At 59.6% G+C, this 14,352-nt stretch carries 16 protein-coding genes; 10 read left to right on the forward strand and 6 right to left on the reverse strand.

Going from position 1 to position 14,352, the window contains the following annotated elements:
- Positions 1-354 precede the first annotated feature (354 nt).
- On the forward strand, positions 355-1,242 hold the full coding sequence (gene rhtA / locus C2E19_RS20495; RefSeq protein ID WP_129394827.1) for a threonine/homoserine exporter RhtA: 888 nt from the start codon (positions 355-357) through the stop codon (positions 1,240-1,242).
- Between the two features lie 170 nt (positions 1,243-1,412).
- On the forward strand, positions 1,413-1,694 hold the full coding sequence (locus tag C2E19_RS20500; protein WP_129394828.1) for a hypothetical protein: 282 nt from the start codon (positions 1,413-1,415) through the stop codon (positions 1,692-1,694).
- 9 nt (positions 1,695-1,703) lie between these two features.
- On the opposite strand, the gene C2E19_RS20505 is transcribed toward C2E19_RS20500, so the two are convergent.
- The gene (locus C2E19_RS20505) at positions 1,704-2,273 is read right to left on the reverse strand and encodes a TetR/AcrR family transcriptional regulator (protein ID WP_129394829.1); all 570 of its coding nucleotides are present in this window, start codon (positions 2,271-2,273) and stop codon (positions 1,704-1,706) included.
- A gap of 90 nt (positions 2,274-2,363) precedes the next feature.
- On the opposite strand from C2E19_RS20505, the gene C2E19_RS20510 reads away from it, so the two are divergent.
- Together C2E19_RS20510 and C2E19_RS20515 are read left to right on the forward strand one after the other, a co-directional pair.
- Positions 2,364-3,092 (forward strand): SDR family oxidoreductase, encoded by a 729-nt coding sequence (locus C2E19_RS20510; RefSeq protein ID WP_129394830.1) that lies wholly within the window; start codon positions 2,364-2,366, stop codon positions 3,090-3,092.
- A 36-nt stretch (positions 3,093-3,128) separates the two neighbouring features.
- Positions 3,129-3,719 carry a 2-hydroxychromene-2-carboxylate isomerase gene (locus tag C2E19_RS20515; RefSeq protein ID WP_129394831.1) on the forward strand — a complete coding sequence of 197 codons (591 nt, stop codon included), beginning with the start codon at positions 3,129-3,131 and terminating at the stop codon, positions 3,717-3,719.
- Between the two features lie 65 nt (positions 3,720-3,784).
- On the opposite strand, the gene C2E19_RS20520 is transcribed toward C2E19_RS20515, so the two are convergent.
- From C2E19_RS20520 to C2E19_RS20535, 4 genes are all read right to left on the reverse strand, one after another.
- Complete coding sequence (locus C2E19_RS20520) at positions 3,785-5,593, reverse strand: aminopeptidase P family protein (RefSeq protein ID WP_129394832.1); 1,809 nt, start codon at positions 5,591-5,593, stop codon at positions 3,785-3,787.
- Between the two features lie 56 nt (positions 5,594-5,649).
- On the reverse strand, positions 5,650-6,816 hold the full coding sequence (locus tag C2E19_RS20525; RefSeq protein WP_129394833.1) for an aminotransferase class V-fold PLP-dependent enzyme: 1,167 nt from the start codon (positions 6,814-6,816) through the stop codon (positions 5,650-5,652).
- A gap of 205 nt (positions 6,817-7,021) precedes the next feature.
- Positions 7,022-7,636 (reverse strand): LysE family translocator, encoded by a 615-nt coding sequence (locus C2E19_RS20530; protein ID WP_129394834.1) that lies wholly within the window; start codon positions 7,634-7,636, stop codon positions 7,022-7,024.
- A 102-nt stretch (positions 7,637-7,738) separates the two neighbouring features.
- Positions 7,739-8,008: a hypothetical protein gene (locus C2E19_RS20535; RefSeq protein ID WP_064391321.1), complete on the reverse strand. Its 270-nt coding sequence runs from the start codon at positions 8,006-8,008 to the stop codon at positions 7,739-7,741.
- A 389-nt stretch (positions 8,009-8,397) separates the two neighbouring features.
- Between C2E19_RS20535 and msuE the strand changes: the two genes are divergently transcribed.
- The 4 genes from msuE to C2E19_RS20555 all read left to right on the forward strand — a co-directional run bounded on the left by msuE (position 8,398) and on the right by C2E19_RS20555 (position 12,568).
- The gene (gene msuE, locus C2E19_RS20540) at positions 8,398-8,961 is read left to right on the forward strand and encodes an FMN reductase (RefSeq protein WP_129394835.1); all 564 of its coding nucleotides are present in this window, start codon (positions 8,398-8,400) and stop codon (positions 8,959-8,961) included.
- A gap of 10 nt (positions 8,962-8,971) precedes the next feature.
- Positions 8,972-10,117, forward strand: a complete 1,146-nt coding sequence (ssuD, locus tag C2E19_RS20545) for an FMNH2-dependent alkanesulfonate monooxygenase (protein ID WP_129394836.1) — start codon at positions 8,972-8,974, stop codon at positions 10,115-10,117.
- A 123-nt stretch (positions 10,118-10,240) separates the two neighbouring features.
- Positions 10,241-11,428 carry an acyl-CoA dehydrogenase family protein gene (locus C2E19_RS20550; RefSeq protein WP_129394837.1) on the forward strand — a complete coding sequence of 396 codons (1,188 nt, stop codon included), beginning with the start codon at positions 10,241-10,243 and terminating at the stop codon, positions 11,426-11,428.
- A gap of 36 nt (positions 11,429-11,464) precedes the next feature.
- A complete protein-coding gene (locus tag C2E19_RS20555) occupies positions 11,465-12,568 on the forward strand; it encodes a sigma-54-dependent Fis family transcriptional regulator (protein WP_129394838.1) in 1,104 nt (367 codons plus the stop codon).
- On the opposite strand, the gene C2E19_RS20560 is transcribed toward C2E19_RS20555, so the two are convergent.
- Positions 12,565-12,918 (reverse strand): antibiotic biosynthesis monooxygenase, encoded by a 354-nt coding sequence (locus tag C2E19_RS20560; protein ID WP_129394839.1) that lies wholly within the window; start codon positions 12,916-12,918, stop codon positions 12,565-12,567. The genes C2E19_RS20555 and C2E19_RS20560 overlap by 4 nt on opposite strands.
- Before the next feature lie 93 nt (positions 12,919-13,011).
- On the opposite strand from C2E19_RS20560, the gene soxR reads away from it, so the two are divergent.
- Positions 13,012-13,464: a redox-sensitive transcriptional activator SoxR gene (soxR, locus tag C2E19_RS20565; RefSeq protein ID WP_129394840.1), complete on the forward strand. Its 453-nt coding sequence runs from the start codon at positions 13,012-13,014 to the stop codon at positions 13,462-13,464.
- Positions 13,465-13,709: 245 nt separating this feature from the next.
- A complete protein-coding gene (locus tag C2E19_RS20570; protein WP_129394841.1) occupies positions 13,710-14,168 on the forward strand; it encodes a VOC family protein in 459 nt (152 codons plus the stop codon).
- Positions 14,169-14,352 lie beyond the last annotated feature (184 nt).

A 14,352-nucleotide genomic window follows, 5' to 3' on the forward strand; every position in this document is an offset into this window, starting at 1 on the left:
CAGCGTTACACGCTGCTGTCAACACCTCTTTTTCTCCGCTTTCGACCGAGAAGATCGAAACGTTAAAAGAGCCAAACATCATCACTCTTTCAACTCCTTCCAGGCTTCGATGATCTGAAGCAAGTCGCTGTCGAAAACTGCATAACTCATTGAATCTCAAGGAGTTTTCCGTTTCGACTGCGCCGGAAGTGGGGCGAATTATAGACGTCCAGAATCTGCCGTCAACCGTTAATTTCGCTTTTCTATCGATACGTCAGAAAAGCTGCCTATATATAGACGCAACGGCAGCGAATGCGCAATATATTGCCCAACAGCTATAAAAATGCCCGCTCCTACCTTGGATGATGCCTAGTAATGAATGACCAGCCTCGCTCCCTTGCCTCCATGCTGTTTCCGGTTGGCCTGCTATTAATAGCCATGGCATCCATCCAGTCCGGAGCCTCTCTGGCAAAAAGCATGTTCCCGGTCGTAGGCGCACAAGGAACTACAACACTTCGGCTGATCTTTGCCAGCGTGATCATGCTGATTTTGCTGCGTCCATGGCGCGCCAGGCTCACAGCTAAATCCCTGCGGACGGTGATCGTTTACGGGATGGCGCTGGGCGGCATGAACTTCCTCTTCTATATGTCCCTGCGCACCGTTCCTCTGGGAATCGCCGTGGCCCTGGAATTCACCGGGCCATTGGCCGTTGCCATTTATGCGTCGCGGCGTGCCATCGACTTTCTCTGGATCGCCCTGGCCGCAGCCGGACTGATGCTGTTGATACCTATCGGGGCAACGACTGCCGGGATCGATCTGGTGGGCGCTGGTTATGCACTGGGCGCCGGCGTTTGCTGGGCACTGTACATTCTGTTCGGGCAGAAGGCCGGCGCAGACAATGGCGTAACGACTGCGGCGCTGGGCGTAATGATCGCAGCGCTGTTCGTGGCGCCCATTGGCATTGTGCATGCCGGCGCTGCACTGCTGACGCCCTCGTTGATTCCGATTGCCATCGGCGTCGCGATTCTCTCTACCGCCCTACCCTACACCCTGGAAATGGTCGCCCTGACTCGCATGCCCGCGCGCACCTTCGGCACACTGATGAGCATCGAGCCGGCATTCGGCGCCCTGTCAGGTCTGTTTTTTCTCCAGGAATACCTGTCGCTGTCACAATGGATGGCGATCATGTGCATTATTCTGGCTTCTGTCGGGGCGACCCTGACCATGGGCAGCAACGCGAAGCCCGCCATCGCGGCAGATTGAAACAGGATTTGACCGGGGTCTGGTAATTGGCGCTCATTTAGGCCATGTTTAGATCCCGTAACCCATCGCCAGACATGGATTTTTTCGCAAAGGGACGTAGAAACGCTGCAGAAGCGAGCGAACACAGGCAGACCCGAGCATCAGACTCGCGGCCGCTATTAAGGACGGTAATGAAACGAATTTTGATACTGATCGCCGTACTGGCGATTGCGGGTTGTGCTGCGACTTCGGAAACCCAGGTCAAACGCGGCAAGAAGGGTTTGCATATCAACTGTTCAGGACTCTCGTCCTCTTGGGACAAGTGCTACACCAGTGCCGCCAATTCCTGCGCGCCAAAGGGTTACAAGGTCATTGCCAAATCCGGCGATGCCGTCGAGGAGCCGGGTGATTATCCGTTCGGCCTGAATCCCGCCGGCTACACCAGCCGCAGCATGATCGTCATCTGCAAATGACCCTCCGCCCTACTCCGCTCGCTGAACTGCGAGCTGACGGGCGATCTCTTCGTGACTGGATTTCAACACGGTGCGCTGGACGTCCGGTGTCGCCAACATCCGCGCAACCACCAAAGCACCGACGCATTGCGACAGTATCGCCCACGCCAGGCTCTCGCTTTGCAGTATCTGCGCCCAACTCTCCTGAAGACGGCAAATCCAGATTTCTGCCTGCTCGCGCACCTGCACATCCGAGCGGGCAATCTCCGCCCCCAATGTCGGCAACGCACACCCCGACTCAGGCTGCTCGACATGCGCCATGCTCAGGTATTGCTTGAGACAACGCTCCAGCCGCTCGCGGTCTTCATTGCCTTGCCCGCTCAGGCGCTCAAGGCTTTGCCCGAGCTCACGTTCGACGATGGCAGAGAACAAAGCATCCTTTGAGGAAAAGTGGCTGTAAAACGCTGCACCACTCAGCCCGATGGCTTTCATCAGCCCATCCACCCCTACCGTGGAAAACCCCGAGCGCTTTGCCGACAACGCACTGCTTTGCAGCAATCGTTCGCGGGTTTCCAACTTGTGACCGGCCGAATAACGCATGTGTTTACCCTGTAATTCACCGCCTTGACGTTGTTCGGATCCTAGCATAACGTTCGTTAACTAAACGATCGTTAACCAAAAGGATTCACCATGAATAACAACAAGGTCGTACTGGTGGTCGGTGCAGGCGACGCCACGGGCGGTGCAATTGCCAAGCGTTTTGCCCATGAAGGTTTTGTCGCCTGTGTCACTCGACGCAGCGCCGACAAACTCCAGCCGCTGGTAGACGCGATCAAGGCCGAAGGCGGCGAGGCTCACGGCTTTGCCTGCGATGCGCGCAAGGAAGAGGACGTCATTGCCCTGATTGAGGACATCGAAACCCGCCTCGGCCCGATTGAGGCATTCGTCTTCAATATCGGCGCCAACGTACCCTGCAGCATCCTCGAAGAGACCGCGCGCAAGTACTTCAAGATTTGGGAGATGGCCTGTTTCTCCGGTTTCCTCAATGCCCGCGAAGTGGCCAAGCGCATGGTCACTCGTCAGCGCGGCACAATATTGTTCACCGGCGCCACCGCCGGTCTTCGCGGCGCGTCGGGATTTGCCGCATTCGCCGGCGCCAAACACGGTATCCGCGCACTGGCGCAAAGCATGGCGCGAGAATTGGGGCCGATGAATATCCACGTCGCCCATGTGGTGGTCGATGGCGCAATCGATACCGACTTCATCCGTAACAGTTTTCCCGAGAAATACGCCACCAAGGATCAGGACGGTATTCTCGACCCCGAGCATATCGCCGAGAACTATTGGTATCTGCACAGCCAGCCACGGGATGCGTGGACCTTTGAGCTGGATCTGCGCCCATGGAATGAACGCTGGTAAGCCTGCCCCCATAACAATAAACAGAGAGCCGTGAGCATGAGCAAAACCGTTGAGTTCTACTTTGACCTGGGCAGCCCTGCCACTTACCTGGCCTACACCCAACTGCCAAGGATCTGCGCTGAAAACGACAGCGCGCTGATCTACATCCCGATGCTGCTCGGTGGTGTTTTCAAAGCCACGGGCAATGCTTCACCGGCGATGATTCCGGCGAAGGGCCGCTACATGTTTGAGGATCTGGACCGCTACGCCAAACGCTACGGCGTCCCGCTGAAATTCAATCCGCACTTCCCGATCAATACACTGATGCTGATGCGCGCCGTAACAGGCATGCAACTGCGCCACCCGGAACGCTTCCCGGCATTTATCGATTGCCTGTTCAAGGCACTTTGGGTTGACGGCCGCAGCCTCGATGAACCGGCAACCGTCGCAGCCGTGCTGACTGAGCACGGTTTTGCTCCAGAGGATGTACTGGCATTGACCAACGACGAGACCGTCAAAGCCGCACTCAAAGACAACACCGAAACCGCGGTTAAACGCGGTGTTTTCGGCGCACCGAGCATGTTTGTTGGCGGGCAATTGTTCTTCGGCCAGGATCGGCTGGATTTTATCGAGGAAGCCTTGCGCTAAACCTCGAGTTACCGGCTGCCAGGGCGACTCTCAAAAGGGTCGCCCTGGCGTTGCACGGCAACAGATCAGATCGCTGCAGTGCGCGTTTCGAGCCACTCCAGCGCCGCGCCGTCAAGCAGCGGGCTCAAGCGTTCGCGTACTTCGGCGTGATAGGCGTTGAACCATTGTTTCTCTTCCTGACTGAGCAATGACGGCACCAGGCAACGCGTGTCGATCGGGCACAGCGTCAGGGTTTCGAACTTGAGGAACTCGCCAAACTCGCTGCTGCCGGCCTCGCGGTTCATCGCCAGGTTCTCGATACGCACGCCCCAACGGCCCGGACGGTAAGTACCCGGTTCGATCGACGTGATCATCCCCACCTGCATCGCAGTCTGCGGCGCCGGCGCAGCCTGATAGGCAATCACCTGCGGGCCTTCATGGACGTTGAGGAAATAGCCGACGCCGTGACCGGTACCGTGACCGTAATCGACGTTATCCGCCCAGATCGGCGCACGGGCGATGGCATCAAGCAGCGGCGACAGAATGCCTTTCGGGAAATGCGCCCGGGACAGGGCAATCACACCTTTGAGCACGCGCGTGCAGTCGCGCTTTTGCTCTTCAGTCGGCGTTCCCACCGGTACCATCCGCGTGATGTCGGTTGTGCCGCCGAGGTATTGACCGCCCGAGTCGATCAGCAACAAACCATCGCCCTCGATCACCGCGTGCTCTTCTTCGGTGGCGTGGTAGTGCGGCATTGCGCCATTGGCGTTGAACGCGGCAATGGTGTTGAAACTCAGCGAAACATAATCCGGACGACGTTCACGGGCAGCCGTGAGTTTTTCATCGATGGTCAGTTCGGTGATGCGCTCGCGCCCCCAAGCCGATTCCAGCCAGGCGAAGAATTCGCACAACGCTGCGCCGTCCTGCTCCATCGCTTTACGGATGTGCCCAGCGTCGGCTTCGCTTTTCTGCGACTTGGCCAACGTGGTCGGGTTCAAGCCCTCGACCAGTTTCACGCCGCCGTCGAGATTGTCCAGCAAACCACTGGTGACCCGCGCCGGATCGACCAGCAAGCTCGCGCCACCCGGCACGGCCCGCAGCGCATCAGCCACTTCAGTGTAATCGCGCAGCGTCACGCCATCCTGTTCCAGCACGGCGCGCAGATCAGCGTCAACCTTGCTCAGTGCGACGAACAGCGTGGCTTGTTGTTGATTGATCAAGGCAAACGAAACAAACACCGGGTTGAACGACACGTCGCCGCCACGCAGGTTGAACAACCAGGCGATGTCGTCGAGGGTGGCGATGAAGTGCCAGTCGGCGCCGCGTTCCTGCAGGGTTTCGCGCAGCTTGGCGAGTTTCTCGCCACGGCTGACGGTCGCTTGCGGCGGCAGATGTTGATAGATCGCTGCATTCGGCAGGCCCGGGCGATCGCTCCAGACTTCCTGCAACAGATCGATGTCGGTCCGCAGACGTGCACCGCGCGCCTCAAGCTTGCTGCTCAGTGTGCGTGCCGAAGCCACCGCCATCACGGCGCCATCGACGGCAACGACGCCACCTTGCGGGGTCTGTTCGGCCAGCCAGTCGAGCGGACTCGGTTGACCCGGTTGTAATTTGACCAGTTCGATGCCGCTGCCTTTGAGTTCCTTGCTTGCCTGTTCCCAGTAACGACTGTCAGCCCAGACACCGGCGAAATCAGCGGTGACAATCAGAGTACCGACCGAACCATGGAACCCCGACAGCCATTGCCGCCCCTGCCAGTAACCCGGCAGATATTCCGACAAGTGCGGGTCAGCGGACGGCACCAGCAAGGCATGGATGCCTTCGCGGTGCATCAGTTCTCGGGTGTGCGCCAGGCGCTGGGGCACCGATCCTTCGGTCGAGGTCTGGGTACTCATCATGTCTCCTGCTAATCACTTCTTCGTTATTGTTCGTAGCCGTAGATTCGGCTCGTTTAAAGCCCGGTCGCCCAGAATGCCGGAGCACTGGCGCAGGCGGTCTTGATCAGTTCAACAGCCTTGTCGACGTCTTCGGCGGTGGTAAAACGCCCGAGACTCAAACGGATGGTGCGGCTGGCCAGATGCGCATCGTGCCCGAGGGCCAGCAGCACATGGGACGGCGCGTTGCTGGCGGAATTGCAGGCCGACGTCGCGGAAAACGCAATCGAGTGACTGAGTGCGGCACTGTTGAATTCGCCTTCGCTGAACGTCAGGCTCAGGGTGTGCGCAATGCGCTGTACAGGGCTGCCATTCAGGCGCACGCCCGGCAGGCTCAGCAGTTGCTCAAGCAAGCGCTCGCGCAGGGCCGCGATGGACTTTTTCTCCTCGTCGAACGCAGCCGCCGCCAAGGCAAACGCTGCGCCCATGCCGGCAATCTGGTGCGTCGCCAAGGTTCCGGAACGCAAGCCACCTTCGTGACCGCCGCCGTGAATCTGCGCCTGCAAACGCTGTTGCGCGCGCGGGCCGACGTACAACGCGCCGATCCCTTTGGGGCCGTAGAGTTTGTGTGCCGAGAACGACATCAGATCAACCGGCAACTGCGCCAGATCGATCGCCACCTTGCCGGCGCCTTGAGCGGCATCGACATGGAACAGCGCTTCGCGGCTGCGCACGACCTCGCCAATCGCCTGAATGTCGTTGAGCGTACCGAGTTCGTTGTTAACCAGCATCAGTGACACCAGAAAGGTGTCCTCGCGCATCGCTTCGCTGACCGCCTGCGGCGTGATCAGCCCGTCGGCGTCCGGCACCAGATAGGTCACGGCAATACCGGCGTCCTGCAACTGGCGGGCGGTATCGAGGATGGCTTTGTGTTCGATCTGACTGGTGATGATGTGGCCGCCAGGCACACCGCGCGCCTGCGCCACGCCCTTGAGGGCGAGGTTGTTGGACTCGGTCGCACCGGACGTCCAGACAATCTGCTCGGCACTGGCACCGACCAGCTCGGCGACTTGCCGCCGGGCCAGTTCGACTGTCTGCCGGGCCTGCTGGCCGAAGGCGTGGGAGCTGGAGGCCGGGTTGCCGAAGTTACCGTGAAACCCCAGACATTCGATCATCACCTGGATGACCCGCTCGTCCACCGGGGTGGTGGCGGCGTAATCGAAATACAACGGACGTGTGTTCATAAAAGACTCGCAGAGCGTGTTCCGGGATCAGGAGGCTCGTGTCTGCAAACGGCACCGCGCAGCCTTGTGAGCTGCGCGTCGGTTCGAGAGCGTCATCAATACCTGATCGGATGCCGTTAAAGAAGAACAACTTCATTTAAAAGTGCGTAGGAACGCTCCTGAAGTCGAGCTTAACAGGCATCGGGCCGGCGGTTGAAGCAATGCATCAGCTAAAGCTTTCGAGAAGTAACGGATACAGCGAAATCACCAACAACACCGCCATGCCCCAGTTGAACACGCGCAACCAGCGCGGCTCCTTCAGGACATTGCGCAACAATGTGCCGCAAGCTGCCCAGAGGCCGACACTCGGCAGGTTGATGATGGCGAACACCGCTGCGATCACCAGCACATTGGTGAAATAACCCTGCATCGGCGTGTACGTGCTGATAGCACCGATGGCCATGATCCACGCTTTGGGGTTGACCCACTGAAACGCCGCCGCGCCGAGGTAACTGATCGGCTTGGCTTCGCCTTCAACGCTGTCACCGACAGGTCCCGAGTGGGCGATTTTCCACGCCAGATACAAAAGATAAGCGGCGCCGACGTAGCGCAGAACTGTATAGAGCAGCGGATATGTCTGAAACACCGCGCCCAGACCGAAGCCCACCGCCACCACCAGCACAAAGAACCCGCAGGTGATGCCGAGCATGTGAGGAATGGTCCGGTTAAAACCGAAGTTGACACCCGATGCGAGCAACATGGTGTTGTTCGGCCCCGGGGTGATCGAGGTGACAAGGGCAAACAGGGCAAAGCCCAGCAGCAGATCGAGCGAGAGGTTCATGGTGCGGCAATCCATCAGGGTCATTCAGGTGTTGACCCTATCCCACGCAGCCCGGCAAGCCCACGGACAGTTAGGCAAAACTTCAAGCGGTACAGTTGGTTTTCAGCTGGAGCGACCGTGCAGCTGTACGGCACGTTCGGCGCTCATCTCACCCTGTTTGTCGAAACCGTATGTCTGCTGTGGCTGACCGAGCAACTGAGCTTTTTTCGAGTGGTATTCGTCGAAGGACAAACCGCTGCGATTCAGTGCCTCCATCGCCAGTTCACGGGATTCTTCGGCGCTGTAAGGACGCAATTCCGGAGCGACGTGGCTGGCGCATCCGGCCAGTACAGAGACAGCGAGCAGCAGCGAAACAGTCAGTAAATGATTCATGGGAGCGTCCTGGCGAGCAATGTGGGAGTCGATGAAGAAAGGCTACGCCCGCCCACGCTCATGCAGAAATCAACGCTCTCAATAGTGGCTATCAGGAATTCAACAGCGACTCCACATATCTCCAAAAGATCTATAAATATCGATTAACGTTCTTTTACGGAATAACAATCAGCCTTTATAAATCCCTTCATGCGCTCATCACTGTTGCTCCAGCAACTGTTGCTCAGCCAACAGCGTTTCAACAAACCGCACCGATACCCACACAGCCGATCGCTGGCGGAACGCTCAACGCCCCGTAAACCGGGTTCTCCAGGAATTGGTACAGCACTTGCTCCAGTGCAGTGACTTACTCACTGCTCGCTGAGCAACTGTTGAAAAAGGAACTGATCATGTCGCGTCCCCTGAAAGTCGTCGCCCTGTCCGGCGGCACCTGGCGTCCATCGCGCACCTTGGTGCTGACTCAAGCCTTGCTGGCTGAGCTGGCCGCGCATCTGCCGATCGAGAGCCACTTGATCGAACTCGGCGACATTGCCCGGCCGCTCGGCGGCGCGCTTTCGCGCCAGGAACTCAGCGCGGAAGTCGAAGCCGAGTTGCAAGCCATCGAACAGGCCGACCTGCTGATCGTCGCCGCGCCGGTGTATCGCGGCTCCTACCCGGGGTTGCTCAAGCATCTGTTCGACCTGATCGATCTCAACGCACTGATCGATACGCCGGTATTGCTCGCCGCCACCGGTGGCAGCGAACGCCATGCGCTGGTGCTCGATCATCAATTGCGGCCGCTGTTCAGCTTCTTCCAGGCCGTTACGTTGCCGATCGGCGTGTACGCCACCGAGGCGGATTTTGCCGACTACCAGATCACCAGCGAAACCCTGAAAGCACGCATCCGTCTGGCGGCCGAACGCGCTGCGCCGCTGTTCGCCACACAAATCAAACCGTTGCTGAAAATCGCCTGAGGAGCTGTTCATGGATGTTTTCTGGTTTCTCCCGACCCACGGCGACGGGCATTATCTGGGCACCACCCAAGGCGCGCGCCCGGTCACGCTCAACTATCTGAAACAAGTCGCGCAGGCGGCCGACAGCCTCGGTTATCACGGCGTGCTGATTCCCACCGGGAGATCTTGCGAGGACTCGTGGGTGATCGCGTCGGCACTGGTGCCGTTGACCGAACGCCTGCGCTATCTGGTGGCGATCCGTCCGGGGATCATTTCACCGACCGTTTCGGCGCGCATGGCGGCGACCCTCGACCGCTTGTCCAATGGCCGCTTGCTGATCAACGTGGTGACCGGCGGCGACCCGGATGAAAACCGTGGCGACGGCAGCTTCCTCAGCCATAGCGAACGCTACGAAGTCACCGATGAATTCCTGAAAATCTGGCGCCGGGTGCTGCAAGGCGAGGCCGTGGATTTCGACGGCAAACACCTGAAGGTGCAGAACGCCAAAGCGCTTTACCCACCCGTGCAGAAACCTTATCCACCGTTGTACTTCGGCGGTTCCTCCGACGCTGCGCATGATCTCGCTGCCGAACAGGTTGACGTCTACCTGACCTGGGGCGAAGCACCGGCCGCCGTCGCCGAAAAACTCGCCGATGTACGTGAACGTGCGGCTCGCCATGGGCGCAAAGTGAAGTTCGGTATCCGTCTGCATGTGATCGTCCGCGAAACCGCCGAAGAGGCGTGGAAAGCTGCAGACAAGCTGATCGAACACATCAGCGACGAGACCATCGAGGCGGCGCAGAAATCCTTTTCACGCTTCGACTCTGAAGGGCAGCGGCGCATGGCCGCGCTGCACGATGGTCGGCGCGACAACCTGGAAATCGCCCCCAACCTGTGGGCCGGCGTCGGCCTGGTGCGCGGCGGTGCCGGCACGGCATTGGTCGGCGATCCGCAGCAAGTGGCGGCGCGGATCAAGGAGTACACCGATCTGGGGATCGAGAGTTTCATCCTCTCCGGCTACCCGCATCTGGAAGAGGCTTATCGCTTTGCCGAGCTGGTGTTCCCGCTGCTGCCCGAGCCTTACGCGAGTCTGGCCGGGCGCGGCGTGACCAACCTCACCGGACCGTTTGGCGAAATGATCGCCAACGACGTCCTGCCGACAAAAGCCACGGCATAACCAAATCCCCTGTAGGAGCTGCCGCAGGCTGCGATCTTTTGATCTGGTGTTTAAAAATCAACGTCAACAGATCGCAGCCTGCGGCAGCTCCTACACGGGCAGTTTGAATTCAGGAGTGTTGGTGTGACTGCCAAACCGCAAAGTAGCCTTTTATCGCCGTTGCAGACTGCCCGCCAGCTGGCTGCCGAATTTGCTTTGACCGCCGTCGAGCGCGACGAACGTGGCGGCACGCCCAAGGCCGAACGCGATGCCCTGCGCGACAGCGGCCTGCTCGCCCTGAGCATTCCCGGCCGTTACGGCGGCCTCGGCGCGAGCTGGAGCGAAACCCTGCAAGTGGTGCGCGAGTTCGCCAAGGTAGACAGTTCGATCGCCCACGTTTTCGGTTTTCATCACCTGATGCTGGCCACCGTGCGCCTGTTCTCTCGCCCGGAACAATGGCAGCCGTGGTTCGAACAGACCGCCCGGCAGAACTGGTTCTGGGGCAACGCGCTGAACCCGCTCGACACCCGCACCGTGGTCAAGAACCTCGGTGGCTGGCGCGAGTTTTCCGGCAAGAAAAGCTTCTGCTCCGGCGCCAGCGACTCGCAAATGCTGATCGCCTCGGCGGTGGACGAAAGCGCCGGCGGCAAGCTGTTGATCGCGGCGATTCCCAGCGGCCGCAGCGGCATCACCCTGCACAACGACTGGAACAACATCGGCCAGCGCCAGACCGACAGCGGTAGCGCGACGTTCGAACGAGTCCGCGTCGAAGAATCGGAACTGCTGCTCGATCCCGGCCCGCTCAGCACGCCGTTCGCCTGCCTGCGGCCGCTGATCGCGCAACTGACCTTCACGCATATGTTTCTCGGGATTGCCGAAGGCGCATTCGCCGAGGCGCGGCAATACACCCTCAACGAAACCCGGCCGTGGCACAAATCCTCGGCGCGCGATGTCCGTGAAGATCCGTACGTGCTCGCGCATTACGGCGAGTTCTGGGTGGCCCTCGAAGGTATTCGTCTGCTGGTCGAACGGGCGGCGGCATTGCTCGATGCTGCCTGGGCCAAAGGCCCGACTCTCAGCGCCGAAGAACGCGGTCATGTCGCCACAGCGATTGCCACGGCGAAAGTCGCCGCCAGCCGTCAGGGCCTGGATATCTGCAGTCGTCTGTTCGAAGTCACCGGTGCGCGCTCGACCCACGCCTCGCTGCGCCTTGATCGGCATTGGCGCAACCTGCGCACGCAAACCCTGCACGACCCGCTGGATTACAAACTTCATGAGCTGGGCGACTGGGCGCTGAATCAGGCGCTGCCGGTGCCGACGTTCTATTCCTGATCTGCCTATATTTGAACTGAAGAAAAGGACGCGCCCATGCAACTGCTGACACTACCGCCCTCACCCGCGCTGGCGACGTCGATCCGCGCCACCGCGCAGGTGTTCGAAGACCCGAAGTCCCAAGCGCTGCTCGCACATTTGCAACAGGTCGCACCGAGCGAAGCCAGCGTGCTGATCATCGGCGAGACCGGCACCGGCAAGGAGCTGGTCGCGCGACATATTCACAACCTGAGCAATCGCCGCCATCGGCCGTTTGTCGCGGTGAACTGCGGCGCCTTCTCTGAATCGCTGGTGGAGGCGGAATTGTTCGGCCATGAAAAAGGCGCGTTTACCGGTGCGCTGAGCGCCAAGGCGGGATGGTTCGAGGAGGCGGATGGCGGCACGCTGTTTCTCGATGAGATCGGTGATCTGCCGATTGCGATTCAGGTGAAGCTGTTGCGGGTCTTGCAGGAGCGCGAAGTGGTGCGGCTCGGTTCGCGCAAAAGCATCCCCATCGATGTGCGAGTGCTGGCGGCGACCAACGTACAACTGGAAAAAGCCATCAATGCCGGGAATTTTCGCGAGGATCTGTATTACCGCCTCAACGTGGTCAATCTGGAACTCAGCCCGCTGCGCGAGCGTCCCGGCGACATCCTGCCGCTGACCCGCCACTTCATCGAGGCTTATAGCCAGCGCCTCGGTTATGGCCGCGTCAGCATCAGCCTTGGCGCCGAGCACAAACTGCGCGCCTACAGCTGGCCGGGGAATATTCGCGAGCTGGAAAACGTCATCCATCACACGCTGTTGATCTGCCGCAATGGCGTGATCGAACGTGATGATCTGCGCTTGTCGAACCTGCGCATCGACCGCCCGGACGATCATCACGCCAGCGCCGACGACTCACCGGAAGCGTTGCTCGAACAGGCTTTCCAAAAGCTCTTCGCGCAACAGGCCGGCGCCCTGCACGAGAAAGTTGAAGACGCTTTGCTGCGCGCCGCTTATCGCTTCTGCCATTACAACCAGGTGCACACCGCTGCGTTGCTTGGCCTGAGCCGCAACGTCACCCGTACGCGGTTGATCAAGATCGGCGAACTGGCGGTGAACAAGCGGCGGATGAGCGAGAACCTGCGAGGCGAGCGCCTGATCCAGTTGTCGATCTAGCCCACCAGATTGCAGTGCAAGGCATCGTCGTGACTGCGGGCGATGCTGCTCAGCACCTGGAAGGAATTGAAAGTGACGGTTTTCGCCTGATGCGTGCGGATCAGTTGCCAGAAATCCTGTTCGCCACGCTCAAAACCGCAAAACGCCGCCTCCCCCGCCTCGCGGGTCTGCCATTGCAGAAAACTCAACACCCGGCGTCCATCGTCGCTGACCTGCACGCTGGCGCTGAGGAAACCGTCATAGCGCTGGGCCAGGCGTTCGGTCTGTACCGAAAGCGCAGTGACCAAGGACGTTTGCTGACGCGGCTCGATTTCGAATTCGATCAATTGGGTAAAGCTGCGGTTGTTCATGAAATGCCCCCACTCATCGTAAGACGAGTCTTGCGACTCGAAGGCCTGCAGGGTAAAACCTCTAGTTAAGTCAAGGTCAAGAGTCTTTTTCCAATGATCACCCGGGAAAACCTGCACAAGCAGCTTACGGTCGGTGAAGTCGCGGCGCGCAGTGGTGTCGCGGTGACAGCGCTGCATTTCTACGAAGCCAAAGGCTTGCTCAAGAGCCAGCGCAATGCCGGCAACCAACGGCGTTATCCGCGCGAAGTGCTGCGCCGGGTGGCGTTGATCAAGGTCGCGCAGCGATTGGGGATTCCACTGGCGGAGATTGGCGAGGCGCTGAAAATCCTCCCGGATGATCGCGCGCCGACGGCAGCGGACTGGAAGGTTTTGTCCGAGCAATGGCGACGCGAGCTGGATGAACGGATCGAGCAACTGACGCTGTTGCGCGACCGGCTCAATGGCTGTATCGGCTGTGGCTGTCTGTCGATGGAAGCCTGCCCGCTACGCAACCAGGGCGACGTACTCGGCGAACAGGGCCCGGGCGCGCACTTCCCCAAAGACTAATGGAAACCCCTGTGGCGAGGGGATTTATCCCCGTTGGGCTGCGAAGCAGACCCTAAGCCAGTCAATGAGGTTTGTCTGAAGGAATGAGGATTGAGGTTTTGGGGCTGCTCCGCAGCCCAACGGGGATAAATCCCCTCGCCACAGGTCAGTGTGTACCCCTGCTGCTCGTCGGGTGAAAATCTGGACTGCGTGGACAGTTCTATAGTGATTCTTCATCTCGCAAAACAACAATCAGGGAGAACGTCATGAGCGTCAAACCCATTCCCGAGGGGTATCACAGCATTACCCCGTATCTCGGCATCCACAAGGCCGCCGAGGCCATCGACTTCTACAAAAAAGCCTTCGGCGCCACCGAAGTCATGCGCCTGGCCATGCCCGACGGCGGTATCGGCCACGCCGAACTGCGCATCGGCGACAGCGCCATCATGCTCGGCTCGCCGTGCGATCAGGGGCCATTGAGCAACCCGGACAATGCAGTGTCGGTCGGTTTGCATCTGTACGTGACCGATGTCGACAAATCCTTCCAGCGGGCACTGGATGCCGGCGCGACCACGGTGTCCGAGGTCAAGGATCAGTTTTACGGTGATCGCAGCGGGACGTTGAAGGATCCCTATGGACACCTGTGGTTTCTGGCCTCGCGCAAGGAGGATCTGACCGAAGAGCAGATCAGGCAGAGGGCGATGGAGATGTTTCAGCAGGGTTGAGTATTTCGGTGTCTGGATTGGCCTCTTCGCGAGCAGGCTCGCTCCCACAGGGTTTTGTGGTTTGACACAGGTAATGGTCACACCGGAAATTCATGTGGGAGCGAGCCTGCTCGCGAAGGGGCCGGGACTGACAACACACATCACACTTCATGAACCGGCCCATCACGCTTTGCGCCTTGCCCCG

The organism is Pseudomonas sp. DTU12.3, from assembly GCF_004124275.1.
Taxonomy (GTDB): Bacteria; Pseudomonadota; Gammaproteobacteria; order Pseudomonadales; family Pseudomonadaceae; genus Aquipseudomonas; species Aquipseudomonas helmanticensis.

Bases quoted from the DNA above. Each gene is read 5' to 3' on its own strand.
- ssuD (WP_129394836.1), top strand. From the start codon at position 8,972: ATGGATGTTTTCTGGTTTCTCCCGACCCACGGCGACGGGCATTATCTG.
- C2E19_RS20555 (WP_129394838.1), top strand. From the start codon at position 11,465: ATGCAACTGCTGACACTACCGCCCTCACCCGCGCTGGCGACGTCGATC.
- C2E19_RS20570 (WP_129394841.1), top strand. From the start codon at position 13,710: ATGAGCGTCAAACCCATTCCCGAGGGGTATCACAGCATTACCCCGTAT.
- msuE (WP_129394835.1), top strand. From the start codon at position 8,398: ATGTCGCGTCCCCTGAAAGTCGTCGCCCTGTCCGGCGGCACCTGGCGT.
- C2E19_RS20500 (WP_129394828.1), top strand. From the start codon at position 1,413: ATGAAACGAATTTTGATACTGATCGCCGTACTGGCGATTGCGGGTTGT.
- C2E19_RS20515 (WP_129394831.1), top strand. From the start codon at position 3,129: ATGAGCAAAACCGTTGAGTTCTACTTTGACCTGGGCAGCCCTGCCACT.
- C2E19_RS20520 (WP_129394832.1), bottom strand. From the start codon at position 5,593: ATGAGTACCCAGACCTCGACCGAAGGATCGGTGCCCCAGCGCCTGGCG.
- soxR (WP_129394840.1), top strand. From the start codon at position 13,012: ATGATCACCCGGGAAAACCTGCACAAGCAGCTTACGGTCGGTGAAGTC.
- rhtA (WP_129394827.1), top strand. From the start codon at position 355: ATGAATGACCAGCCTCGCTCCCTTGCCTCCATGCTGTTTCCGGTTGGC.
- C2E19_RS20525 (WP_129394833.1), bottom strand. From the start codon at position 6,816: ATGAACACACGTCCGTTGTATTTCGATTACGCCGCCACCACCCCGGTG.
- C2E19_RS20505 (WP_129394829.1), bottom strand. From the start codon at position 2,273: ATGCGTTATTCGGCCGGTCACAAGTTGGAAACCCGCGAACGATTGCTG.
- C2E19_RS20510 (WP_129394830.1), top strand. From the start codon at position 2,364: ATGAATAACAACAAGGTCGTACTGGTGGTCGGTGCAGGCGACGCCACG.
- C2E19_RS20530 (WP_129394834.1), bottom strand. From the start codon at position 7,636: ATGAACCTCTCGCTCGATCTGCTGCTGGGCTTTGCCCTGTTTGCCCTT.
- C2E19_RS20535 (WP_064391321.1), bottom strand. From the start codon at position 8,008: ATGAATCATTTACTGACTGTTTCGCTGCTGCTCGCTGTCTCTGTACTG.
- C2E19_RS20560 (WP_129394839.1), bottom strand. From the start codon at position 12,918: ATGAACAACCGCAGCTTTACCCAATTGATCGAATTCGAAATCGAGCCG.